24 protein-coding genes are annotated in these 21,511 nt (G+C 64.4%); 13 read left to right on the top strand and 11 right to left on the bottom strand.

Going from position 1 to position 21,511, the window contains the following annotated elements; genetic code table 11:
• Positions 1 to 49 precede the first annotated feature (49 nt).
• From ATC04_RS02900 to ATC04_RS02890, 3 genes are read left to right on the top strand one after another with little or no spacing between them, the layout of a single operon-like run.
• On the top strand, positions 50 to 1,327 hold the full coding sequence (locus tag ATC04_RS02900; protein ID WP_047120211.1) for a histidine kinase: 1,278 nt from the start codon (positions 50 to 52) through the stop codon (positions 1,325 to 1,327).
• The gene (locus ATC04_RS02895) at positions 1,315 to 2,004 is read left to right on the top strand and encodes a response regulator transcription factor (RefSeq protein WP_047120212.1); all 690 of its coding nucleotides are present in this window, start codon (positions 1,315 to 1,317) and stop codon (positions 2,002 to 2,004) included. The genes ATC04_RS02900 and ATC04_RS02895 overlap by 13 nt, the downstream gene beginning before the upstream one ends.
• A complete protein-coding gene (locus tag ATC04_RS02890) occupies positions 2,001 to 2,855 on the top strand; it encodes a hypothetical protein (protein ID WP_052772505.1) in 855 nt (284 codons plus the stop codon). Before ATC04_RS02895 ends, ATC04_RS02890 begins: the two co-directional genes overlap by 4 nt.
• Positions 2,856 to 2,924: 69 nt before the next feature.
• Here the strand turns inward: ATC04_RS02890 and ATC04_RS02885 are convergent, their stop codons facing one another.
• Both ATC04_RS02885 and ATC04_RS02880 read right to left on the bottom strand, forming a co-directional pair.
• Positions 2,925 to 3,176: a hypothetical protein gene (locus ATC04_RS02885; RefSeq protein ID WP_052772506.1), complete on the bottom strand. Its 252-nt coding sequence runs from the start codon at positions 3,174 to 3,176 to the stop codon at positions 2,925 to 2,927.
• A 266-nt stretch (positions 3,177 to 3,442) separates the two neighbouring features.
• On the bottom strand, positions 3,443 to 4,273 hold the full coding sequence (locus tag ATC04_RS02880; protein WP_047120213.1) for a PspA/IM30 family protein: 831 nt from the start codon (positions 4,271 to 4,273) through the stop codon (positions 3,443 to 3,445).
• 217 nt (positions 4,274 to 4,490) lie between these two features.
• Between ATC04_RS02880 and ATC04_RS02875 the strand changes: the two genes are divergently transcribed.
• Genes ATC04_RS02875 through ATC04_RS19830 form a run of 3 tightly spaced genes read left to right on the top strand, consistent with a single transcriptional unit; the run spans position 4,491 to position 6,450 of the window.
• Entirely contained in the window at positions 4,491 to 5,507 is a 1,017-nt protein-coding gene (locus ATC04_RS02875; protein ID WP_047120214.1) for a proline racemase family protein, read from the top strand.
• Complete coding sequence (locus ATC04_RS19835; protein ID WP_200899423.1) at positions 5,504 to 5,938, top strand: hypothetical protein; 435 nt, start codon at positions 5,504 to 5,506, stop codon at positions 5,936 to 5,938. Before ATC04_RS02875 ends, ATC04_RS19835 begins: the two co-directional genes overlap by 4 nt.
• Positions 5,893 to 6,450, top strand: coding sequence for a hypothetical protein (locus tag ATC04_RS19830; RefSeq protein ID WP_231735893.1), 558 nt, complete (start codon positions 5,893 to 5,895; stop codon positions 6,448 to 6,450). Before ATC04_RS19835 ends, ATC04_RS19830 begins: the two co-directional genes overlap by 46 nt.
• 1 nt (position 6,451) lies before the next feature.
• Here the strand turns inward: ATC04_RS19830 and ATC04_RS02865 are convergent, their stop codons facing one another.
• Entirely contained in the window at positions 6,452 to 7,171 is a 720-nt protein-coding gene (locus ATC04_RS02865; RefSeq protein ID WP_047120215.1) for an AAA family ATPase, read from the bottom strand.
• Between the two features lie 115 nt (positions 7,172 to 7,286).
• Positions 7,287 to 9,197, bottom strand: a complete 1,911-nt coding sequence (locus tag ATC04_RS02860) for an FAD-dependent monooxygenase (RefSeq protein ID WP_047120216.1) — start codon at positions 9,195 to 9,197, stop codon at positions 7,287 to 7,289.
• 188 nt (positions 9,198 to 9,385) lie between these two features.
• Here ATC04_RS02860 and ATC04_RS02855 point away from each other — a divergent pair, with 188 nt between their 5' ends.
• Positions 9,386 to 10,063, top strand: coding sequence for a helix-turn-helix domain-containing protein (locus ATC04_RS02855; protein WP_047120217.1), 678 nt, complete (start codon positions 9,386 to 9,388; stop codon positions 10,061 to 10,063).
• Positions 10,064 to 10,145: 82 nt separating this feature from the next.
• Here the strand turns inward: ATC04_RS02855 and ATC04_RS19690 are convergent, their stop codons facing one another.
• Positions 10,146 to 10,286, bottom strand: a complete 141-nt coding sequence (locus ATC04_RS19690; RefSeq protein ID WP_181728092.1) for a hypothetical protein — start codon at positions 10,284 to 10,286, stop codon at positions 10,146 to 10,148.
• A gap of 262 nt (positions 10,287 to 10,548) precedes the next feature.
• Between ATC04_RS19690 and ATC04_RS02850 the strand changes: the two genes are divergently transcribed.
• Positions 10,549 to 11,319: a DUF2786 domain-containing protein gene (locus ATC04_RS02850; RefSeq protein ID WP_047120218.1), complete on the top strand. Its 771-nt coding sequence runs from the start codon at positions 10,549 to 10,551 to the stop codon at positions 11,317 to 11,319.
• Between the two features lie 129 nt (positions 11,320 to 11,448).
• Here ATC04_RS02850 and ATC04_RS02845 read toward each other — a convergent pair whose 3' ends face one another.
• The 4 genes from ATC04_RS02845 to ATC04_RS02830 form a co-directional block, all read right to left on the bottom strand.
• Positions 11,449 to 12,015, bottom strand: a complete 567-nt coding sequence (locus tag ATC04_RS02845) for a type II toxin-antitoxin system RelE/ParE family toxin (protein WP_052772507.1) — start codon at positions 12,013 to 12,015, stop codon at positions 11,449 to 11,451.
• Positions 12,012 to 12,320 carry a prevent-host-death family protein gene (locus ATC04_RS02840; protein WP_160309102.1) on the bottom strand — a complete coding sequence of 103 codons (309 nt, stop codon included), beginning with the start codon at positions 12,318 to 12,320 and terminating at the stop codon, positions 12,012 to 12,014. Before ATC04_RS02840 ends, ATC04_RS02845 begins: the two co-directional genes overlap by 4 nt.
• A gap of 174 nt (positions 12,321 to 12,494) precedes the next feature.
• Positions 12,495 to 13,742: an MFS transporter gene (locus tag ATC04_RS02835; RefSeq protein ID WP_047120220.1), complete on the bottom strand. Its 1,248-nt coding sequence runs from the start codon at positions 13,740 to 13,742 to the stop codon at positions 12,495 to 12,497.
• 84 nt (positions 13,743 to 13,826) lie between these two features.
• The gene (locus tag ATC04_RS02830; protein WP_047120221.1) at positions 13,827 to 14,285 is read right to left on the bottom strand and encodes a GatB/YqeY domain-containing protein; all 459 of its coding nucleotides are present in this window, start codon (positions 14,283 to 14,285) and stop codon (positions 13,827 to 13,829) included.
• A 101-nt stretch (positions 14,286 to 14,386) separates the two neighbouring features.
• Between ATC04_RS02830 and ATC04_RS02825 the strand changes: the two genes are divergently transcribed.
• Together ATC04_RS02825 and ATC04_RS02820 are read left to right on the top strand one after the other, a co-directional pair.
• Positions 14,387 to 14,968, top strand: coding sequence for a hypothetical protein (locus ATC04_RS02825; protein WP_152666896.1), 582 nt, complete (start codon positions 14,387 to 14,389; stop codon positions 14,966 to 14,968).
• Positions 14,969 to 14,998: 30 nt separating this feature from the next.
• Positions 14,999 to 15,778, top strand: coding sequence for a DUF4232 domain-containing protein (locus tag ATC04_RS02820; protein WP_047120223.1), 780 nt, complete (start codon positions 14,999 to 15,001; stop codon positions 15,776 to 15,778).
• Here ATC04_RS02820 and ATC04_RS02815 read toward each other — a convergent pair.
• Positions 15,775 to 17,049 carry a carbamoyl-phosphate synthase gene (locus tag ATC04_RS02815; RefSeq protein WP_047120224.1) on the bottom strand — a complete coding sequence of 425 codons (1,275 nt, stop codon included), beginning with the start codon at positions 17,047 to 17,049 and terminating at the stop codon, positions 15,775 to 15,777. The two genes, ATC04_RS02820 and ATC04_RS02815, sit on opposite strands and share 4 nt — an antisense overlap.
• Positions 17,050 to 17,063: 14 nt before the next feature.
• Positions 17,064 to 18,206: a peptidoglycan bridge formation glycyltransferase FemA/FemB family protein gene (locus ATC04_RS02810; protein WP_047120225.1), complete on the bottom strand. Its 1,143-nt coding sequence runs from the start codon at positions 18,204 to 18,206 to the stop codon at positions 17,064 to 17,066.
• A 96-nt stretch (positions 18,207 to 18,302) separates the two neighbouring features.
• On the opposite strand from ATC04_RS02810, the gene ATC04_RS02805 reads away from it, so the two are divergent.
• The 3 genes from ATC04_RS02805 to ATC04_RS02795 all read left to right on the top strand — a co-directional run bounded on the left by ATC04_RS02805 (position 18,303) and on the right by ATC04_RS02795 (position 21,332).
• On the top strand, positions 18,303 to 18,632 hold the full coding sequence (locus tag ATC04_RS02805) for a metal-sensitive transcriptional regulator (RefSeq protein ID WP_047120226.1): 330 nt from the start codon (positions 18,303 to 18,305) through the stop codon (positions 18,630 to 18,632).
• 61 nt (positions 18,633 to 18,693) lie between these two features.
• Positions 18,694 to 19,014, top strand: a complete 321-nt coding sequence (locus tag ATC04_RS18650) for a heavy-metal-associated domain-containing protein (protein WP_047120227.1) — start codon at positions 18,694 to 18,696, stop codon at positions 19,012 to 19,014.
• A gap of 38 nt (positions 19,015 to 19,052) precedes the next feature.
• Entirely contained in the window at positions 19,053 to 21,332 is a 2,280-nt protein-coding gene (locus ATC04_RS02795) for a heavy metal translocating P-type ATPase (protein WP_047120228.1), read from the top strand.
• Positions 21,333 to 21,511: the final 179 nt, after the last annotated feature.

Raw genomic sequence — 21,511 nt, 5'->3', positions numbered from 1 at the left:
TCCGGTTCCCTCGGTGTTGCAGCAAAACCCTGCTCAATAGGATTGAGTCATGACTTCAACACTGCAGACCCAATCGGGCGTGCTTCCTGCTCGTCCCCCGTTGCGACTTGGCTTGACGCTGTTGCATCTGGCAGCCCTCGGAACCCTCGGCGTGGTTGTCCTCCCGCTGGTCATTGCCTGGTTTGCCGCGGGCGTTGGGCTGACGTTCCTGCTCGGCTTCGGGCTCCTTGTGCTGACAGGTTTGCTCTACGCGCTCTTCGGCCTGGCACGGTTCGAGATTCGTCGGGTTTCCGACCTCTACGACCTCCGGGTCGAGCCGCTGGTTTGGCGCCCCCGCCAGCACCCCGGATTCGGAGCCTATGTCCGCTCGCTGGGACACAATCTGGCCAGTGGCCGGATGTGGGCGGCCTTCGGTAGCTTCGTGATTTCATGCTTCGCCGGCGCCACCATGCTCAGTGGATTGGAATGGATGATCCGACTGTGCGTCACCGCTTTCGCCCCGCTGACCCAGGCTGAAATCGTCCCCGGTCCCTTCGGCATGGATATCCCCGCCGGCCAGGCTCCCTGGATGCTGGTCGTCGCGTTGCTCGGCGCGGCGCTGGCCGTGGCCATGATCTTCATGCACCGCGCGGTCACCGTGGGAATCATCGGATCCACCGCTCGGGAAACCGAACTGACCGAACGCGTGCGCACCACCGCGGTGCAGCGCGAAGGCGCGATGCGCGCCGCGGAGCTTGAGCGCACCCGCATCGAACGCGACCTGCACGACGGGGTCCAGCCCCGCTTGGTCTCCGTGGCCATGACCCTCGGCCTGGCGCACCAGCAGATCGACAGCAACCCCGAGCAGGCCAAGGCCCTGGTGGCCGAGGCGCATGCCTCCACCAAGTCGGCCATCACCGAGCTGCGGCAACTGACCCGGGGCATCTACGCCTCGGTGCTCGATGACCGCGGGCTGGACGCGGCGCTGTCCGCCATCGCCGGACGCTCGCACATCCCTGTACAGCTCGATGTCCAGCTCACCGGGCGTTACGCCCGGCATGCGGAGGCGGCGGTGTATTTCGCCATCGCCGAAGCGTTGACCAACGCGGCCAAGCACTCGCGGGCCTCGAACTGCCGGGTCACGGTGCGCGAACGCGCCATCGGACAGGAGCAGCCGATGCTGTGGGCCCGCATCGAGGACAACGGCACCGGCGGCGCCCGCATCATCCCGGGCGGCGGACTGGACGGCATCTCGAACCGCGTGGTCGCGGCAGGGGGAACCATTACGCTGGACAGCCCGCAGGGCGGTCCCACCGCGCTGGAGGTGAACGTGCCATGCGCGTCTTGATCTGCGAAGACTCGGTCCTGTTGCGCGAGGGCCTGGTCCGCCTGCTGGCCCACTCGGGCCACGAGGTCGTGGCCGACCTGCCGGACACCACCGGACTCATGGGCTTCCTTCAGACTGCGGAACCGGAGAACTTCCCGCAGATCTGCATCCTGGACGTCAGGCTTCCGCCCACCTACACGGACGAGGGCATCCGGGCGGCGCTGGCAGTCCGCGGCCGCTACCCCAACCTCCCGCTGCTGGTGCTTTCCCAATACGTGGAGGAGCGTTACGCCTCGGATCTGATCGCCACGCAGTCCGGCGCCCTGGGCTACCTGCTCAAGGACCGGGTGGCGGATGTCGCGGACTTCATCGCCTCCCTGGAGCAGATCGCCTCCGGCGGCACCGTACTGGACCAGGAAGTGGTGGCACAGCTGTTGACCCGGCGAAACCATGATTCAAAAATGCAGCAGCTGACCGACCGTGAACGAACCGTGCTCGCAGCCTTGGCCGAGGGCAAGTCCAACCAGGCCATCGCCGCGCTGCTGTTCCTCTCCGAGGCCAGCGTCGAAAAATACATCACCTCCATCTTCCAGAAGCTCGGACTGGAAGCCGACGGAATGGGCAACCGGCGTGTGCTGGCCGCCCTGGCCCACATCGAAACCCTGGGCACCAACCGCACAGACAGGACGAACCCATGAGCACCCAGACCCTGAACCCCCTGCCCCCGCAGGAACCCGCGCCGCGGGGGTCCGCCACGGCGCTGAACATCATCCTGGCCGTGATCGGCGTGCTGGCGCTGCTGACCGTCGGAATCGGTGCGGCACGCAGCGCGATGGCCACGCTGAACAGCAGCCACGTCGTGCAGACCGCTGATGCCAAAGGCATTACGGCGCTGGATATCCAGGCGAACTCCGGCAGCTTCGAGCTGCAGTTCACCGACACGACCGAAGCGGTGCTGGAGGTCCGCAGCACCTCGGGAAGCGCTTGGGCGCTGAACCGGTCGGGATCGACGTTGCAAGTCCGCCCACCGGCGGGCTGGAACGACTTCTGCTTCTTCGGCTGCACCAAGGCCGACAATGAGATCAAGCTGACGCTGCCGGAAGAACTGAACAACGGGACCCTGGATGCGAAGTTCGAGCTCGGAGCCGGCGAATTCCGGGCCAACGGCAACTTCAACGATCTCGGGCTGGACGTCAGCGCAGGCGAACTGAATATGCTGGGATCGGCGCATACGGTGGATGCAAAGCTCGGTGCAGGATTCGCCGGCCTGGTGCTCAGCGACGTGGACACCGCGACCCTGGAAGTTTCGGCCGGGCGCATGTCGGCCGAGCTCGACGGGACCGCGCCAAGCTCCGTCAATGCCCGGGTCAGCGCCGGCTGGATGGACTTGGTTGTCCCGGACACCAGCTACCACGTGGTGTCGGATGCGTCAGCGGGATCCTTGAAGAACAACCTGGATAATTCCAGCAGCTCCAAGCATCAGATCAGCGTGGAAGTATCGGCTGGCTCCGCGGTGCTGACCCCGGGAACTGAAGCCAGCGGCGAATAGAAAAAAGAAGCAGCCAGGGAGTGCGCCGGCAGAAGCCGGTGCACTCCCCTTGGCGGGTCCCTTGCAGCGTTAAACGTGGTCGAGATGCACGCGGACGAGCCGTACGAACCCTTCCGGGTCGGTGGCATGCACCAGATGTCCGGTGTCCAGGGATCCCACAGGGCAGTCAGGCATGATGCGGCCGAGTTGTTCAACGTGTTCGGAGGGGACGAAGCTTTGCGGCCCGCCTCCGATAGCAAGCGTGGGGATGGCAATACCCGCGAAGACGCTCGGCCACGCTGGATCCGGCTGGTCGATCTGCGGACGGATCTGTTCAACCATGGCCCAATCGAATTCCAGCGACTCATCCTTAATGCCGGGCACTCTGAATGCGGCAAACCCACGTTTGCGAGCAGCACGCGGGATATTCGGCGAAATCAGCGCTCGGGCACGGCGACCGTCACCTCCAACGGCGCGCACCGTGGAGCCCTGCTTCTCGATTTCCCTTCGAAACGATTGAACCACCGAGCATCATTGCCTGCGTCCGCCGGGACACCCCGCACGATATGCAGACCCGTTGCCCGGGTTTTCGTGCGTTCGGTGAGGTTTTAGGCCTGGTTCTTCTTCATGGCAGCCAGCCGCGCCTCGATTTCCGACATTTCAGGGGCGGAGGCCTCCAGCTGCGCCGTGCCGTCCGCTTCTTCCAGGATCTCGGCGGCCGGGGCATTGGCAGCCTTCATCGCGGCCAAGCGCGCGTCGACTTCAGTGGCGGCACCCAGATCCTCGAGCTGCGCGAACTGGGAATCCAGGGAGGACGCCGCGAGCTCGGCCGCACCGCGGACTTTCGCTTCGTCCTGGCGGATCTTCTGCTCGAAGCGGCTGATCTCGCTGCTCGGGTCGTTGATATCCAGAGCCTTGATGGTGTCCATCATCTGGTTCTGGGTCTTGGCGTTGCGGGCGCGGGCCACCAGCTCGTCGCGCTTGGAAACCAGCTCCTGGCGCTTGGTCTGCATGGTGTTCAGGCCAGCCTTGAGCTTGTCAACGACCTCGCTTTGGGTTCCCACGGTGGAAGCCAGCGCACCGGCCTTCTTCTCCGCGGCCATCTGGCGTTGGATCGCTACAGTAGCCAGCTGGTTGAACTTCTGCTGGTTGGTGGCATCGCCTGCGGCGGCGAATTCCTCGGCCTTGTTCGAGGCGGCCAGGGCCTTGGAACCCCACTCTTTCACTTCGTTCCGCGCCTTGGCCAGGTCTTCCTCGGCCATGCGCAGGTTGCCGATGGTCTGGGCCACCGCCTGCTCAGCTTCGGCAATGTTGTTCGTGTAGTCGCGGACGGTCTGGTCCAGCATCTTCTTGGGGTCTTCCAGCGCGTCGATTGCCGCGTTAGCGTTCGCCTTGCCGATACCGAAAATTCGAGCCCAAATTGATTGTTTCTTGGCCACGTGCCATCCCTTCGTCTACCTCTTTAACCTTAGGGGAAGCATGGATGGTTCCCGAATCTGCGAATTGTTTCAGCGATGCCGCCCACCCTGTCAAGGGATTGGCCGCTCCCCGCGACGCCACAGGATAAGTAATATATTATATAGCACTGGTCTTCCTGTACTGGAATCAGAGATCACGCACGATTCCATTTCATCCAGACCCCGACGGAGCGCCTGAATGCCAACCGAAAAGTACACAAGCATTGACTACCACACCGCGGGCGAGCCGTTCCGCATCGTGACCGATCTGCCCGTGGCCCTTGAAGGTCCAGATGTTCCCTCCAAACGGGTCTTCGCCATGAATTCACCCCAGGTGGAGCGGATCCGCCAGATCCTGTGCTTCGAGCCGCGCGGGCATGCAGACATGTACGGCGGCTTCGTCACCGCCCCGAACGACGACGGGGCGCACTTCGGCGTGCTCTTCTGGCACAAGGACGGGTTCTCCACCGCCTGCGGCCACGGCACCATCGCACTGGGGGTCTGGGCTTTGGAACACGGCATCGTGCAGCCGGATCCTTCCGGCGTGACCGATGTGGTCATCGACGTGCCGTCCGGTCGGGTCATCTCCCGCGTCCACACCGATGCAGACGGCGCGGTCACTCACGCGGACTTCATCAACGTGGCCAGCTACGTCATTTCCAAGGACGTCGCCGTGCAGACCGCACGCGGAGAAGTCGCCGTGGACGTCAGCTTCAGCGGGGCCATCTACGCGCAGCTTGATGCGGCTTCGGTCGGCCTGAGCGTCACGCCCGAAAACTATGGCGAGATCATCGCGATCGGCCGCGAAATCAAGTGGGCCCTGAACGATTCAGCGCACGCACAGCACCCGAGCGATGCACGGCTCAGCGGCATCTACGGGACCATCGTGTTCGAGGACCTCTCGACCGGGGGCGAGGTGATCCAGCGCAACGCCACGGTCTTCGCCGACGGGGAGGTGGACCGCTCCCCCTGCGGGTCGGGAACCCGCGCCCGCGTCGCCACGCTCACCAACCGCGGCTTCCTGACCAAAGGCCAGCTGCTGCAGCATGGCTCGATTGTCGGATCGCAGTTCCAGGCCGTGGTCCTGGAGCACCAGCAGGTCGACGGGGATTCCGCCGTCATCCCGCAGGTCACCGGCACCGCCTACCAGACCGGCGAGCATACCTTCATCGTGGACCCGCGCGATGAACTGACTCCGGGATTCATGCTGCGATGAGCCAGTCGATCCCGTTTCTCACCGCCGGCGAATTCTACGACCGCGTCAGCCCGGTCCGCGCCGTGCGCGCGCTGCGCGACACCCTGCGCGCGGGCTTCGACCCCGCCGCAGACCACCAGCGGATCAGCAGCAAGTTGAGCTCCGGCGAGTTCCTGCTCATGCCCTCGGAAGCCGGAGACATCGCCGGCATCAAGGTGCTCTCCGTGGCCCCGGGAAATCCCGCGCGCAACCTGCCGCGCATCCAGGGAACCTACATCCTCTTCGACTCCGAAACGCTGACCCCGCGCCAGTTGATCGACGGGGTGGCGCTGACCAATGTGCGAACCGCCGCAGTTCGCTGGCCGCCATTCAGGATGCCCTGCTTGAGCGCGAAGGCCCGCTGCGCGTGGTGCTCTACGGCGCAGGGCAGCAGGGCATGTCCCACCTGTTGACCCTGCGCGCGGTACTGGAAGGCCGCCGGGAGATCGAGTCGGTGACCGCCGTGGTGCGGTCGACGCAGAACTACGCGCACTTGGAGGACATTGAGGTGGCAGCAGCCGGCAGCGCCAGGGCCGAGGAAGCCACCGCAGCAGCCGGGCTGGTCATCTGCACCACCACCGCCCGCCAGCCGCTGTTCGATGCGCAGCTGATCAACCCCTGCGCCGTGGTGGTGGCCGTGGGATCCCACGAGCCGGACGCCCGAGAGCTGCCCGCCGCGCTGCTGGGACGCTCCACCGTGGTGGTCGAGGATATCGCCACCGCGCTGCGCGAATGCGGGGACGTCGTCATGGCCATCGCCGAGGGCGAGCTGTCTGCGCAGCAGCTGCTGACGATGGCCCGCGCGGTCCGGGAGCCCGAGCTGCTGCGCGGCAACGGACCGGTGGTCTTCAAGAGCTCGGGCATGGCCTGGGAAGACCTGGTCCTGGCCGGGGCAGCCGCGTCGGTTGAGGCGGCTTCCGACTGACTCAGTTCTCGAAGTGCCGCAGGTAGCGGCCCGGAGCATCGAGGAACGACCGCCAGTTCCGCACCATCTCCAGGTCGTCATAGGTGCTTTCGCGCAGCCCCCACTCGCCGATCTCGTAGAGCCTTGCCTGGGGCAGGGAGGCGAGGATCGGCGAGTGGGTGGACATGATGACCTGGGATCCTGCTCGGAGCAGGTCGCTGATGTGCGAGAGCAGCATCAGGCAGCCGTTGAAGGACAGGGCCGACTCCGCTTCGTCGAAGATCCACAAGCCGTTGACCCGGGAGCGGTCGGTGAAGAATTCAATGAAGGATTCGCCGTGGCTCTGGAAGTTGTGCAGTCCTCCGGAGCCGATGGAATCCAGGTAGGCGAAGTGCCCGTGCATGGTTTCGGCGCGCAGGAACACCCCCGCCCGCGAGGCCCCGGCGCTGCGCACCAGCTGCAGGTGCTCGGAGAGCTGCGATTCGGTGGGCTGGGTCTGGTGGCGTGCGTTGGTGGTGCCGCCCTCCGCATTCAGCTCGTAGGCGGCGGCGATGGCTTCCACGATGGTGGACTTCCCCGAGCCGTTCTCCCCCACCAGCACCGTCAGCGGCGCCAGCTCAAGGCCGTCGTCGAGCAGCTGCTCCACGGCAGGGATGGTGGCAGGCCAGGCCCCGCGCGGCATCGGAGCCAGCGAATGCTCGGCCACGCGCCGCACCGGTTGGTAGTCGAGAAATCCGCTCATGCCCCGACGCTACCAAACCCACCCCCCCCGGAACAGGCTCCCGCACGCAACACGGCGGCAACCGGCGGCCCCGAGGGACCGCCGGCTGCCGCCGATCTGTGTTCAAACGGCCAGGCTAGGCCTTGATGCTGTTCTTGACCGGAACCATGTTCCCGGCGAAGAAGTCAGCGATCTCCGCGCGGGCGGTCAGCGGGAAGATGCCTGCCACGTACTGGTCCGGGCGGACCACCACGATGGCGCCGTCGGTGCTGATCTCGCGGTCGCGGAAGATGTCGCGGCCGTGGCCGGCGCAGAACACCTGGTTGATGTCGTGCAGGCCGAAGGGAACCTTGACCGGCTGGAACGCCTTGGGCACGTCGTGCAGCTCCACCTCGGTGTAGTCCTGCTGGTAGACCGCCTTGAGGTCGAAGACAGCATCCTCATCGCCCCCGGCCGGGGTGTACAGGTTGCGCGGCGAGGCTTCATCCTGGCTCCACCAGGCGGCGAAGTCAGCCATGGCGGTGCCTTCCAGCGCCGGGGCGGCCTGGTCGGCAAAGGCGTAGACGCGCCAGCGGCCGTCCGCCTCGTGCAGGTGGCCCAGGTGGCGCCAGCGGTTATCCGAGCGGCGGATGACCTCGGCGGATTTGAAGCGCTTGCCCACGGGGAAGCCCGCGGCCAGCGCCTGGTGCTCGGTGCCGGTGGTGATGGAGGATTTGGTGTACTGGGTCATGAAGCCGGCGGGGAACTCCATGGTCTTGGTGTAGTACTTCTCCAGCTCGTCCGGATCTTCCCAGTCGTCCACGGACTTGGCCATCAGGGTGGACCATTCCTTGTCGAAGTCGATCAGGTTCTGGGCGATGACCTTGCGCTCTTCGGCGTAGGAATCCAGCAGGGATTCCGGGGCGCGGCCTTCGAGCACCGCGGCCAGCTTCCAACCGAGGTTGAAGCCGTCCTGGATGGAAACGTTCATGCCCTGGCCGGCCTTGGCCGAGTGGGTGTGGCAGGCGTCGCCCATGATGAAGGCGTGCGGGGTGCGGGAGCCGCGCTCGTCCTCGGAGACGTCGTCGAAGCCGTCGGTGATGCGGTGGGCCACCTCGTACACGGAGAACCAGGCGACGTTCTTCACGTCCATGGTGTACGGGTGGATGATGCGGTTTGCGGTCGCAACGATCTCTTCCACCGGGGTTTTGCGGATGGCGCCGGCGTCCTCGGCAGTCAGTTCGCCCAGGTCCACGTAGAAGCGCACCAGGTAGCCGCCCTCGCGAGGGATGAGCAGGATGTTGCCCGCGTCGTGGGACTGGATGGAGCACTTGACCTGGATGTCCGGGAAGTCGGTGTTGACCATGACGTCCATGACGCCCCAGGCGTGCATCGAGGCGTCGCCGTGCAGCTTGTGGCCCAGGGAGCGGCGCACGGAGCTGCGGGCGCCGTCGCCGCCGACCAGGTACTTGGCCTTGACGGTGCGCTCCTCGCCGGAACGCTCGCCGGCGCAGTACTTGATGCGCGCGGTGACCGGGTACTCGGCTTCCGGGTCGATGTCGCAGTCGAGGAACTCGACTCCGTAGTCCGGGACGATCTTGCCCGGGGCGCGCTCGGCGTCACGCAGGAAGTAGTCCAGGATGCGCGACTGGTTCACGTAGATATGCGGGAATTCGCTCATGCCGGTGGAGTCATCGGCCGCGCGGGAGTGGCGCTTGATGTTGGCTGGATTCTCCGGATCGGGGGTCCAGAAGCACATTTCAACGTTGCGGTAGGCCTCCTCGACAACCTCGTTGGCGAAACCGAAGGCTTGGAAGGTCTCCACCGAACGAGCCTGGATGCCGTCAGCCTGGCCGACGTCCAGACGGCCCGGACGCAGCTCGATGGCGCGGGCGTTGATGCTTGGGAAGCGGGACAGCTGGGCGGTGACCACTGCGGCGGCCGGGCCGGTGCCGACAATCAGCACATCCATCTCATCAGGGATTTCCATGGAACGGTCAATGCCATAGCCCTCGGCAGGCTTGACGCGTGGATCTCCGGAGACGTAGCCCCTGTGGTGAATCTGCATTATTTGGCTCCTCGAGGTGTCACACAAACATCTTTGTCTCTATATTTGCGACACGGTTGTAACTATAGATACAAGAGTAGCTTTCAAGTACGCTGTCTTCAAGACGTAGGTCACAAGCGTTGTCGACCTGCGTCACTTCCGATACGTGAAAATGCGGTGCTCCACGCCCGCAATGAAAAGATTGTTCAATGACCAAAACCTCCAAGGGCAGCATTGAAGGCGGATCCCAGACCCTGGGACGCGGGCTGGAAGCACTGACCCTGATCGGTGAATCCACGCGGCCGCTCAGCGTTCCCGAACTCGCCGAGGCACTGGGCATCCACCGATCGATGGCCTACCGCTTGGTGAAGACCTTCGAGCAGTACGGGTTCGTCGAGCGTATGCCCTCCGGAGACCTGGAGCTCGGCGCCCGGCTGGGCGCCCTGGCCCGCAACGTTGCCAAGTCCCTGCAAGCCGCCGCCGCCCCGCATCTAGCCACGGTGTCGGACCAGCTGCAGATGACCGCCCTGCTGGTGGTTTTCGACGGCGAAGCCGCCGTCACACTGAGCACCGCCGAACCCCGGCTGGCCGATGCCACCGTGGCCCAGCGCCCGGGCACCCGGCACCCCATCGACAACGGGGCTCCGGGACGCGTCATCCGTTCCCAGCTCCATCCCGAGCAATACCCTGCCAAGGACTTCGAATTCAGCCACGACGAGGTGATCCCGGGACTGACGTCGATCGCCGTGCCGCTGTTGCTGCCACAGGGCAAGCCGGCCGCCATCGCGGTCATCTATCCCCCGCGCGATCTGGACGAACAGCATATCGCCTCGGTGCTCGCCGAAGCCTCCGTGCGTATCTCCTCCACGCTGGGCCTGCGGATCTAGGACGATTCCGCTCAGACGGCAAGAGCCGGGAAAACTGCGTGAACAGTTTTCCCGGCTCTTGCCATTGCCGCAGCTCCTCGAGCTAGGCGGTGCAGGCTTCGTTGGAGCAACCGGCATCGCGCGGCTTGTAGCCGTTGGTGCCTTCGACCTTTTCCCAGACCACATGGCGGTGCTGCCCGCAGCGTTCGCAGGGCGGAGCAAGGTAGGTGGCGCGTTCTTCCATGGTGTATGTCCGAAAATCTCCCATGACAACCTCTCGGAGTTCACTTGGGGTCCCTGAACCAAAAACCACAGGACCAGTTGGGTGCCTTCACTCTACGCGCGGTTCCGCAAACCGGCTAGAGCCGATTTATGTCCGTTTCAACTGGTACAAAGTAGTTATCCACATCCCTGTCAGCCGACTTTCCTCCGTCGTGCCACACTGGGCCTGAGAACGCCCCGCCGGCTTCATCCGAAGCCTGCTCGCCACCGCCAAGGAAAGCATCATGAAGAATTCAGAACACAAGCTCCAGCGCCTGAAGGAGCGCATCACGCTCCTGCTGAACAAGGCCGAAAACACCAGCTACCCGCACGAGGCTCAGGCCTTCCAGGAACATGCCGAGCGGCTGATGGTGCGCTACGGCATCGGCAGGGCGGAACTCGATGCGCAATCCGCGCACCAGGGCAAGAAGCAGGAAGCCATCATCGAGGAACACTTCGAGATGCACGGCGTCTATCGGCTGGGACAGCGCGACGGCCTGTCGCAAGTTGGGCGAGCGTTCCGCACCGTCACGCTCCTCCAGACCAACTACTCGAATTCATGCAGGCTCTACATCATCGGCCACGAATCCGATGTGGCAACCGTAAAGACGCTCTTTTCGTCGCTGGTCATCCAGGCAACCCTTGCCATGACCCATTGGTGGGATACCGAGGGGAAATTCCAGTCAGCGCTTTGGACCGATTCGGCAAAGCAGATCGAGCGGCGGGAATTCCAGCGCAGCTTCTACGTGCAGGTCGCCATGAGGATCCAGGGGCTCTACCAGGAGGAAAGCGCCCAAGCCGGAACGGGAACCGACTTGGTCTTGGTGGACCGCAAACACCAGGTCGACGAGTTTGTCAGCGATAACTACCCGTACCTGCGCGCTTCCAGAAACCGGGCGAGCAGGGGCAGCATGGGAGCCGTGCTCGCCGGGCAAGCGGCCGGGCGACGGGCGGACTTGGGAATCGGCAAACACGTGGACGGGCCCAATGAGGCTCCGGATGCCATTGCCGGCTAAATCGTGGATCCGCTCATTCCGCTTGCGAGGCCGTCAAATTGCTTGCCCGCCGATCTCAGACGGGTCCGGGTTCCCGGTCCGTTAGCCAACAGCAACTGGAATTCTTGAGCACCATGTTCGACACGCTGGCTAGTTGCCTCGATTCTGGGACCAGTGCTCCATCAGCTTTTGCTGCGCTTGATGTTCGGTAAGTAGCGAGATGGCTTGCTTCGAAAGATGCAACTGTTCCTTCAATGCGGTTTCCATCCATTCCGGGAGACCAGTTCCTTGCTGGGGTTCGGGCGTAGCTTCGATCGATTCATAGAGTCTGCCCATTTGAACAATGACGTCTTTGAGTGGCTGAACCCGAGGATCATCGCCCATGCGTGCGACCCGCCGGGTCAGCTCGTCATGCACTTCTCCGTCCGAGCGGACACCGACTGCCCACACTTCAGAAATATCGAGCACTGGTACGCCGGACGCATCTTCGGTGACGCGCCAAACAATTCTCCAGTCCCTGTCTCCCACGACGAGTTTACGAAAACCAATCAGGGCACCAAGCAAGGGCTCCCCCGCATCGGGTGACTTTTCCAATAGGAGCATCTTCTTGAAAACGGCGCGTACGATCCTGGGATCTTTCCTATGCAGTCGATAGAGGTCAGCTACCGCGTCTTCGGTCAACCGGACGATGCACAACCGTTCCCCGGGCTGATTCACGAATTCTCAGGATCGGCTTCGCGAGCGTTCTCCGCTTCGAGCTCCGCACGATTCAAGTTGAAGAACTCCATGGCTTGATCCAGATCGGTACGCACCCCGCTATCTGTTGCGAAGCGCGCCATTACCAGAGCAGCATCCCGAAGGGTTTCGCGATCACGGCGTAATTGCGCGATCTCCCTAGCTGACACGATTTCAGCCACAACCTTTCCGTGGCGTGACAAAGACGTATCTTTGCCTTCTTCAGCAGCGGTTACCAATGCCGAAATTCCCGCACGGGATGCGTCTGTAATACTCATGGTGGCCATAAAAAAACTATATAGATTTCTGCCTAGATTTTCTAGGCATGGTCGACGCTACCCGTTCGGGCTAGGCTGACAGCGAGCTGGAGGTACGCCAAGCAGCTCGCACTCGTTTGCTTGGGTGCAACCGTTTCATGGGCCGCTAAACGCGTTGCACGAGATGCCAACGGCAAATTGGTATCAACGCACCTGCGTGCGCTGCTGGTCTTCGATATAGCGCGGGCGCCCGGCCATGATTCCGGTGTAGGTCTGGAACACGATCAACGCCGCGATAAGCCAGATGGGGGAGGTCCATGACCCGGTGACCTCATACAGCGCCCCGACGGCGAACGGACCGGGGAACGCGATCAAGTAGCCGGCCGACTGTCCGAAGGCCGAAAGCTTCGCTACCCCGGCGGCGCTGTGGGCTTTCAGCCCGATCATGGTCAGGGCGAGCGGGAAATTCGATCCGCAGATGCCCAACAGGATCACCCAGAGATAGGCGCCTTCCAGCGGGAAAGTGAGCATGCCGGCCACCGCGATCAGCCCGGCCACGCCGTTGATGATCACCAACGGCCCTTGGTGGGTGAACCGCGCGGCCAGCGCTGGCATCACAAATGACAACGGGACACCCACGCCTAGCAGGATCGCCAGCAGCGCACCGGCTTCGATGGGATCCATGCCCAAATCGGCGAAGATCTTCGGAGCCCAACCCATGAAGATATAGGCGACCGAGGACTGCCCGGCGAAGAACAAGGCAACCCACCAGGCCGTCGGATTTTTGTACATGGGGCCTATGGTTGCGGCCTGGACATGGTTCCGTCCGAATTCGCCATGCTGCGCGGCGATCTGGGAGCGCAAGCCGAGGTAGACAACAAGCCAGACCGCCAGGGCCAGCAGCGCGGGCAGCGCCCACACCGCCAAACCGATGCGCCAGTGGCCGCCGAGCATGTCATTGACCGGGACGCCCACTCCTGCCACAGCCGAGGCGCCCAGCGCCACCGCCGTGGTGTATGCCCCGGTGACCACGCCGATCTTGTGCGGGAACCACCGCTTGACCAGCACCGGCATCAGGATGTTGCCCACCGCGATTCCGGCCAGCGCCAACGCGGTGCACAGGAGGAATGTCCAGGTTTCCGGCGCGGCCGACCGAAGCAGGATTCCGGCGAGGATGGCGCCCATGGCGGCGATCACGACCAGTTCCGGCCCGCGCTTGCCTGTCAGGCGCGGGGCCAGCGGTCCCAGCAGCGCGAAGCACAGCGGAGGGACTCCGGTGATCATGCCTGCGATGAACCCGTTCATCTGCAGGTCCTCGATGGCCGGATCCAGCAGCGTCCCGAGCGAGGTGACTGCAGGGCGCAAGTTGATCGACGCCAAGATGATGGCCAGGACCAGCAGGACGCCGAATCCTTTGGGCAGCGCAAGGCGGGGCGGGGAAAAATCAGACATAGTAGGCACAGACTATCGGGCCGGGCGCTCCCGGCCTATCCGGCGCCGCTTGGTCCCCGCGCCGCCCACAGGCAACGCCGTTGGCTAGCCGAGTTTCGCGCGCACCATCTGCGAAACGGCCTTGCCGTCGAAGCGGCCGGCGATCTCGGCACCGACCAGCTTCATGGCGTTGCCCATGTCCTTCATGGTCAGCTCGTGGTCGGCCGCGAGCTCGGCCATGATCCGGTCCACAATGCCCTGGGCTTCGGTCTCGTCGAGCATCTTCGGCAGGTAGGTGGAGATGAAAGCCGCCTCGGCCAGTTCCCGTTCGGCCAAATCTGCGCGCCCGTCCCTGGCGGCGAGCGCGGCGGTTTCCTCGCGGTTGGCGACCTCCTTGCGCAGCAAGTTCTCCACGTCCTGGTCGCTCAGCTCGGTGGGGTTCTTCCCGGACTTCTCACGGGTCCCGATGGTGCTGATGATATTGCGCAGCGTGGTTTTCTCCATCTCGTTGCCCGCCTTCAGGTGGGTGATGCTGTCCTCGTGCAGGCGCTCTTTCAAAGTCATGTGATTCTCCTTCGTCGTACGTCTTCTCATCCACCCCCGACTTTACTCGCTTGCGGCATGGTGGCCGCGGGCCGTGAACGGCGTTTGGTAGCTTGAGCCTTATGAAACGCAGATTGCTGATCGCCGTGCTGGCAGCTCTTGCCGTCACGGCGGCGGCAGTGGCGCTGTGGGACCCGTGGGATCGCTGCGACGCACCCGAACCGGTGTGCACCGCGCTGGGCGAGATCGGTGAGCTGGACAATGTCCTGGACACCGAGGTGGATTACGATGCGGGGTCGTCCGCCGCCAACGGCTCGGGGCCGGTGCTGGTCCTGTGGACGTTCCGCCTGCCTGAAACGCTCAGCCCACAGCAGGCGGCAGAACTTGCGGCCCGCGCTGCCGAACAGGCCCAGGCCGTCGTGGTTGGCAATGTCGAACTCCAGCATGCAGTCAGCATCGTAGCCGGTATCCCGCAGGAATCCCAGGTTCCCGGCATGGAAACCTACCCGCTGCAGTTGATGCTGGGAGACCGTCCGAGGCAAGAGACGGCGCAGGCTTTCAGCTTCTGGCAGCAAGGAGCAACGCAAGTGGGCAACGGATCGGTGTCCGCCCCGAACACCGAAGCACTGCTTGAATTGGCGCAGCTCGCGCGGAGGCTGGACTACGAACCCACGCTTGAACTCCCCGACGGCTCGATTCGCTAAACCCCCAACGGGGAATTCAAGCTGGAGCAGGTGCAACTGGCAGTCGAAGCCGCGCAGCAGCCGAACGTTGCGAACGCCATTTTCGGTTCGGGCTCGTTGTCCGTGTATTCGAGCGCTGCGGACGACTCCGAGCAGACGGCCGACATCAAGCGGTGGCTCGACGCGCATGAACCCCTGTCGGAGCCGACAGCCTATACCCTGTCCAGCCCGGACGTCGGAACGATCTTCGACGGCTGGATCGGCCGGGAGCTGCCCGATCATCTCATGGCCAAGCCGCCGGTGCTGCCCGAGGGCGTCACGGCCTGGCCTGGCGATGCGAACGCCCCGACCTGCACCCAGGACGACCTCAAGCTCTCGTTGAGCAGCCCGGATGCGGCGCTCGGTTCACGATTCCTGTCTCTCTACGCGCACAATGTTTCCGCAAGCGCCTGCTCCCTGCAGGGCTATGCGCAGATCACGTTCCTGAATGCCGACGGCGACGTGCAGGATGATGCGGTCACCCGCCCGGAAACCCATGTGAGCGCGGAGCGGATCGTGGTTCCTTCCGGGGAATACGCCATCTCCACCCTGAATTGGAAAGCCATGTCCACCAGCCAGGATCCCGATGAGACCACCGACCTGAGCGTGGCCGCACTGCCAAACCTGGAACCAGTGGTCTTGACCCCGATGCATCAGGAACGTCCGACGTCCTTGGATATCCTCGACGGGGCACGGGTCGATCTGGGCCCCTGGGTGCAGGCCGCCGAGGGCTGGTCGAAGCCCGGGGAGTCCAGCGGATCGGGCGAACGCCCCGGCAGCCGGGCACCCTAGATGCTGCGCGGAGGGAACTTCTTGTACTTCACGTAGTGGTTGACCGCATTTAGCACCAGGTAGACCCGGCGGCGCGGGTGCTTTTCCGGGGCGAACTTCAGCGGGTTGGAGACCTTGCCGGATTTCAGCAGCACGGCCGCCTTGCGTCCGGTACCGCTGTCCAGGAAGCGGCGCAGCAGGTGGTGCGGCAGCACGGTGAACAGGTGCTCGCGGCTCAGTTGCAGCACTCCCGCCTCGGTTTCCACCACGGCGGTGGTTTCCACGCTGGCCGAGTCGAACTCGGCGCCCAGGAATTCGGTGACGTAGAAGCGGGCGGGGTTCACCCCGGCGGCGGTGAGGTAGAAGTGGTTGCGGCCCAGGCGCGGATTGATCTCGAAGAACTTGATCTGCCCGTCGCGGTGGTCGTACTTGGCGTCGATCATGGCAATGCCGCGCCAGCCCAGTTCCTCCAGCATGCGCGCCCCGTCGGCGGCCATCTGGTCGTTGCGGCCGGTGACGATGGCGGCGGAGTTGCCCAACACCAACGGCGCGTGCTCCTCGATGACCACCTCGCCGTAGCCGGCGAAAATGACCTTGCCCTCCTTCGTGGCGAAGTAGGTGCACAGGCGCATCGCGTCGTCGCCGCCGGGTACGTATTCCTGCAGGATGTAGCCCGAGGTGTAGCCGCTGGCATCGATCTTGGACACCAGCTCGGCCAGCTGCGCGAAGTCCTGGATCGTGTGGATCTTCTGCTTGCCCTCGAACTTCGCGGCGATCCAGTCTCCCGAGCTGGACGGCTTGCCGATCAGCGGGAAGGTGAGGTTGCCGGCGAGGGCTTCGAGGTCGGCTCCCGGGCGGTACACGGCGGTGCGCGGGTGGGCGATGCCCAGCCGGTCGGCGAGCGCGTAGAAGTTCTCCTTCAGCGCCGCGGCCTCGATGACCTCGAGTTCCGGGTACGGGATCACGTAGTGCTCTTCGAGCGCCGCACGGTGCTTGGCGATGAGCATGATGTGGAAATCCAGCGAGCCGAAGAGCATCAGCGGCTGGTCCCCGGAGGCCTTCAGCTCCGCGGCGAGTTCCAGCAGCGTCTCCACGACGCGTCCTTCGTCGGCCATGGAGCCGATGGGGCGCAGGTCGATGGCCACCGAGTGCTCGATGACGCCGTTGCCGGCGGCCGGCAGCACAACGGAGCGGACCTGGTAGGCCTCGTAGAATTCGCGGGCGAGCGTGTAGGTGCCGATGTCTCCGCCCAGGATCACCGGGACGAAGCGCTGGGTTGGATCAATTGCCATGGGGGTTGCGGTTCCTACTTCTTGCGCCAGTTCATGTACTTTTCAAAGGCCCACGCCAACGGCTTGTTCAGCGCCAGGTCCCATTCGCCGTTGGTCTGCACGATATCGCAGCCGGTGTTGGTCTTGAACTTGGTCAGCCCCGAAAGGTGGTGGTCCTTGTCCAGGGTTGCGCTCACGCCGCCCTGGTCCAGGTAGCGGCAACCGGCCTCGATGGAGTCGCTGATCATATGGTGCATGATGGCCTTCGGCGCGAAGAGCTTGCGCTGCTCGGAGGACGAGGCGCCGTAGAGGTACCAGGCCAGGTTGGAGGAGCGGATCATGATGGACGCTGCCAGGTCCACGCCCTCGTTGCTGGCGATGTACAGGGTGCAGGAGCCGGGAACTGCCTCGTTGAGCACGGTGTGCATCTTCTCGAAGTAGCTCAGCGGGCGGCCGGTGAAATCCTGGCGGTCGGCGGTGTGGTTGTACAGGGCATGGAATCGCGCCATGTCCTTGCACTCGCCCACCTCGACCTGCAGGGTGCTCTTCAGCGCCTTGCGGGTTTCGTTGCGGGTTGTGGAGGAATAGGAAGCCATGACCTTCTCGGTGTCCAGCTGGTTGCCCTCGGCATCCTGCAGGGCCACGCGGGCCACGTACTCGGGCTGGCCGGCGGCGAAGTCCAGGCCGACGTCTTCCTTGGTGAAGCCCAGGGCGCCCAGCGCGTCGTTCAGCGCGAGCGCACTGTCGGACTGCGACTGCACATCGAGGTCGGAGAGCTGGGCGAAGCCTTCCTTGCCCAGGTTCTTGCGCACGGCGGCGGCGCCCCAGGTGCGCACCGCACGTCCCGGGCCCATCTTCAGCTGGAAGGAGCCGCGGTTCTTCAGGTAGGCGGCCAGCGGCTTCAGCACCGCGTCGGCCCCGTAGGCTTCGAAGTCGATGACCGGCCCGTCCGGTACATAGGCGAGGGTCTTCTTGATGACCGGCGCGCTGCGGTGAAGCACCAGCGCAGTGCCGACCAGCGAGTCGTTGTCGAACCAGCCCAGCGATTCGCCGCGCCAGCCGCCCTTGACGCGCGCCCATTCGGGACGCTGCAGGAAGCTGACGTCTTGGGCGGTAGCGAGGAAGGATGAGTGTTCGGTGCTGGAAATAGGACGCACGTGAAGTTCGTTGTGGCTCACGAATGAAATCCTATCGCGACCAAGCTGGGAATTACGTGACCAATCATACCCCTGGAGGGTATTTGACTTCATACCCCTGAGGGGTATTATCTAAATATGAACACGACACCAGCCCCTGCTGCAGACGCCCAGCACCACGGTTACCACGCGGACAAGGATGCCCTGGCCCGGCGCTTGAAGCGCATCGAGGGACAGGTGCGCGGCGTGGCGAAGATGATCGACGAGGACAAGTACTGCATCGACATCCTCACCCAGGTTTCCGCCATCAATGCCGCATTGCACAAGGTCAGTGTGCAATTGGTCGAGGACCACATCGGCCACTGCGTGGTGGACGCCGCCAAGACCTCCATCGAGACCGGCGATGAAAGCTACGTCAACGACAAGGTGACCGAGGCTTCCGCGGCCATCGCCCGCCTGGTGCGCTAGTTCAATGGATTTTTCCCATTCCCGGGGCGCTGTCCCCGGATACCCGAAAGAGAGCAAGATCATGAGCCACAACTGCAACTGCGGATGCTCCTCCAACAAGGCCGAGAACGGCAACGACCTGCTGCAGATCGTGCCCCGCCCGGACGCCGCGCCGGCCATCGCCCGCACCGAGATCCAGATTTCTGGCATGACCTGCGGCCACTGCGTGGCATCGGTGACCGAAGAGCTCAAGGAGATCGACGGCGTCAACGACGTCGAAGTCATCCTGAACGCCACGGGCATCTCCACCGCCACCGTCAGCTCCTCTGCGGCCTTGAGCGAAGAGACCATCAAGAACGCCATCGACGAAGCCGGATACACCGTCGAGGCAATCAACGCGTAATTGCCCGATCTCGGGCAGGAAAGTACAGGGTTACCCCCATGACTTCCGAAACCGACACCCCCTCTCCCCTGGACCTGCGCACTGTCGACCTTGAGATCCAGGGCATGACCTGCGCGTCCTGCGTGAATCGCGTGGAACGCAAGCTCGGCAAGCTGCCCGGCGTGAGCGCCGTGGTCAACCTTCCGCTGGAAAGCGCCAAGGTCCAGGTCCCGGCCGAGGTCACCGACGAGACGCTGATCGAAACCGTCAAGGCCGCCGGCTACTCGGCGAATCTCAAGGCCCCGCTGCACCCGGAGCCCCGCTCCCCCGGGAACACCCCGGAGCATTCGGGGCACGACGAAGGCTCCGGCGGAGGGCACGAGCACTTGGTCCCCAACCACCTGCTGCGCCGCCTGGTCGTCTCCGCGATCTTCACGATCCCGCTGTTCGTCATCTCCATGATCCCCGCAGCGCAGTTCCCGCACTGGGGCTGGGTCACGTTCGCGCTGGCCACCCCTGTCGTGCTCTACGGCGCTTGGCCGTTCCACAAGGCCGCCGCCGTCAACGCCCGGCATCTGGCCTCCACCATGGACACCCTGGTGTCCCTGGGCGTGCTGGCCGCCTACCTGTTCTCCGCTATCCAGCTGATCCTCGATCCGATGATGACCGCCCATGTGGGCATGAAGATGAGCGAGCATGCGCTGTACTTCGAGACCGCCGGCGTGGTCGCCACGCTGCTGCTGCTCGGACGCTACCTTGAGCACCGGGCCAAGTCCTCGGCCAGCGATGCGCTCAAATCCCTGCTGAATCTCGGCGCCAAGGAAGCCGTCGTGCTGCGCGACGGCGCCGAGGTGAAGATCCCGGCCGACCAGGTGCAGGTGGGAGACCAGTTCGTGGTCCGTCCCGGCGAGAAGATCGCCACTGACGGCGTGGTGGTCGACGGGGCCAGCGCCATCGACACCTCGCTGCTCACCGGTGAATCCGTGCCGCAGAAGGTGGCCGAAGGCGACGAGGTCACCGGAGCCACGCTGAACACCTCCGGCCGCCTGGTCATCCGCGCCACCCGCGTGGGCGCCGACACCACCTTGGCCCAGATGGGCCGTCTGGTCTCAGAGGCGCAGTCAGGCAAGGCCCCGATCGCCCGGCTGGCAGACCGCATTTCCGCGGTCTTCGTGCCGATCGTGCTGGGTATCGCGGTGCTCACCTTCCTGGTCTGGTGGTTGGCCACCGGCGACAGCTACGCGGCGTTCACCGCCTCGGTGGCAGTTCTGGTCATCGCCTGCCCGTGCGCCCTGGGCTTGGCCACCCCGATCGGACTGCTGGTCGGCACCGGCCGCGGCGCCCAGCTGGGCATCCTGATCCGCGGACCGCAGGTCCTGGAGGACACCCGCAAGCTGGACACCATCGTGCTGGACAAGACCGGCACCGTCACTACCGGCGTGATGACCCACGTCGGCACCCGTGCCGTCCACGGCGTGCACCCGGATGAGGCACTGGCCCTGGCCGGCGCCGTGGAGCACCATTCCGAGCACCCGATTGCCCAGGCCATCGCCGCCGCGGCCGCGCAGCTCGGCCCGCTGGCCCAGGTGTCGGACTTCGATTCCGATCCCGGCGGCGGCGTGAAGGGCGTGATCGACGGCCGCACCGTGGTTGTGGGACGCTACAGCTGGCTGCAGTCCCAGGGCACCGAACTGGACCAGGCAGCGCTGGACATGCTGGCGGAGGCCGAGCAGGCCGGAGCCACCGCCATCCTGGTCTCGGTGGACCACCAGTTCCAAGCAGTGATCTCCGTGGCCGACAAGGTCAAGGAGACTAGCACCAAGGCGATCTCCGAGCTGCAGCAGCGCGGGCTGCGCGTGGTGCTGCTGACCGGGGACAACAAGTCCGTGGCGGCCAAGGTGGCCGCGCAGGTGGGCATCAAGCCCGAGGACGTCTTCGCCGGGGTCTTCCCGGCGGACAAGGTCAAGGCGATCTCCGGCCTGCAGGCCGAAGGCAAGGTCGTGGCCATGGTGGGCGACGGCGTCAACGACGCCCCGGCTCTGGCACAGGCGGACCTGGGCATCGCCATGGGCTCGGGCACGGATGTGGCCATCGAGGCTGCGGACATTACTCTGATGGGCAACGACCTGCATCAGGTCGCCCAGGCCATCGCGCTGTCGGAGAAGACGCTGTCCACGATCAAGATGAACCTGTTCTGGGCCTTCGCCTACAACACCGCGGGCATCCCGATCGCGGCGCTGGGCCTGCTGAACCCGATGATCGCCGGCGCGGCCATGGCCGCCAGCTCGGTGCTGGTGGTGCTGAACTCGCTGCGGCTGCGCAACTTCGGCAAGAAATAGTAATAGCAGCCAAGGCCAAAGCCGCCGGGTGGGATTCCTGAACTGGATTCCCGTCCGGCGGCTTTTTGCATTTTCAGGCGAACTTGTTGTTCATTTGACTACGTCTACTCCTCGAACAGGCCCATAGCCGCAAGGCCGTGCAAGGTTTAGACGGACACAGGTAGTTTATAGACGTAACC

Origin of the sequence: Arthrobacter sp. YC-RL1, assembly GCF_001454985.1 — a bacterium.
Lineage (GTDB): Bacteria > Actinomycetota > Actinomycetes > Actinomycetales > Micrococcaceae > Glutamicibacter > Glutamicibacter soli.
The sequence above is the reverse complement of the archived record's forward strand: the minus strand, read 5'-3'. Positions and strand labels throughout refer to the sequence as shown.